The organism is Shigella sp. FC1661 (assembly GCF_001712525.1).
Classification (GTDB): domain Bacteria; phylum Pseudomonadota; class Gammaproteobacteria; order Enterobacterales; family Enterobacteriaceae; genus Escherichia; species Escherichia coli.
On record NZ_MDGW01000316.1, the window covers coordinates 1 to 1,543 of the forward strand.

A 1,543-nucleotide genomic window follows, 5' to 3' on the forward strand; every position below is an offset into this window, starting at 1 on the left:
GGCAACGAGAGATGAGTTCGGGGTCGAGGTAATCCCCCAGAGAAGTCAGTGGGTTACGCAGAGAATCGTAACGGGATACCAGATCAAGAGCCTGTCCAAATGTGCATAAAAAAATCCGGAAACAAGTGAGCGTTTCCGGATTCTTACACAGCCACTGGATCGGTCAACTGATCCTTAACTGATCGGCATTAGGGATAATTCCCCGGTTTTTTTACGCCTGTTAATCAGCTAATGGCTGCGGGCGACCAATCAAATACCCTTGCAGATATTGCACCCCGAGCTTATGCAATAGCGCCTGCTGCTGTTGCGTCTCGACAAACTCCGCGACCACACTCAATGACTTCGCTTTCGCCAGATCGGTAATTGATCTCACAATCATCGCATCCAGCGTGTTCGTGACAATATCTTTCACAAAGACGCCATCAATTTTGATGATATCAGCCTGCAAACGCTTTAACCGTTCGTAGTTGGCATAGCCGGTGCCAAAGTCATCAATCGCAATCCGGAAACCAAACTTATGCAGCTGCTCGATGTTGTACATGCTGCTTTCTGCGTTAGAAAACGCCTGCTCCTCGGTGATCTCAAGAATGACCGCCTGCGGGGAGATGTGATAACGCTTAAACAGACGAATAATCCGCCCGGCAATATTCTTTTGCAGCAGCGTGAGCGGCATTAAATTGACTGAAAAGCGCGGTCCTTTTTTGTCGCAAGGGTGTGTTGCCAGCCACTTCAACAAGGATTCCAGCACTTGCAAATCAAAACGCGCGCTAAGGTTAAACTGAGCAATAAGGGGCAGAAACTTATCCGGGGTCATAATGCCGCCGTCATATTTCAGTCGCGCGAGGATCTCATCATAACCTTCACCCTCTTTGTTGCGAATTGGCTGGGCGTAGAGCAGCAAATCACCCTGATCTAACGCCGTGCGAATGGTATTCAGCAATAGCACCTGTTTAGTGGTCTGCCCGGAAACCATCTCTTCTCTGCTATCCAGCGCCAGCACATGATGATGTGCGCAGGATTGCTCCGCCAGCCAGCTTAACTGCCCCAACAAGGGTTGCAGGGTTTCCTGATTTCCATCAAAACGCCCCCAGGCAGCACCATAGCCCATATCCAGCCCGGTATTGTTCCAGTGAATTTGCCGACTATTCAGGATGTTAACCATATGCTGGAGTCGCCCTTCCGTTTCCGGCCCGCTCAGCACTAACAGCAGTTCACTACCCGGCAATTGATACAACTTTTCGTTTTCCTGCATCAACGGCAGCAGCGTACGGCAAATTGAGCGGATACAGTGAACGCGCATCATTAAGCCGTAATGACGACTCATAAACTCAAGATTATCAATGCGCAGGCAGCAAAAACTCTTGCCCGCCTCTTGCTCCGCTACTGAAGGCGTGGTGCGTAACGGCAAAAGCACTGCCGGACATCAGCGCTATCTCTGCTCTCATTGCCGTAAAACATGGCAACTACAGTTCACTTACACCGCCTCTCAGCCCGGTACGCACCAGAAAATCATTGATATGGCCATGAATGGCGTCGGATGTCG

General features: G+C 50.2%; 1 protein-coding gene and 2 pseudogenes. 1 reads left to right on the forward strand and 2 read right to left on the reverse strand.

Annotated elements, in window-relative coordinates; genetic code table 11:
• Together BFF42_RS27850 and BFF42_RS16670 are read right to left on the reverse strand one after the other, a co-directional pair.
• A pseudogene (locus tag BFF42_RS27850) lies at positions 1-125 on the reverse strand (hypothetical protein); the annotation flags it as partial.
• A gap of 95 nt (positions 126-220) precedes the next feature.
• Positions 221-1,420, reverse strand: a pseudogene (locus tag BFF42_RS16670) (EAL domain-containing protein); the annotation flags it as partial.
• Between BFF42_RS16670 and BFF42_RS16675 the strand changes: the two are divergent.
• A partial coding sequence (locus tag BFF42_RS16675; RefSeq protein WP_146759052.1) for an IS1 family transposase occupies positions 1,341-1,543 on the forward strand: 203 nt, incomplete at its 3' end. The pseudogene BFF42_RS16670 and the gene BFF42_RS16675 sit on opposite strands and share 80 nt — an antisense overlap.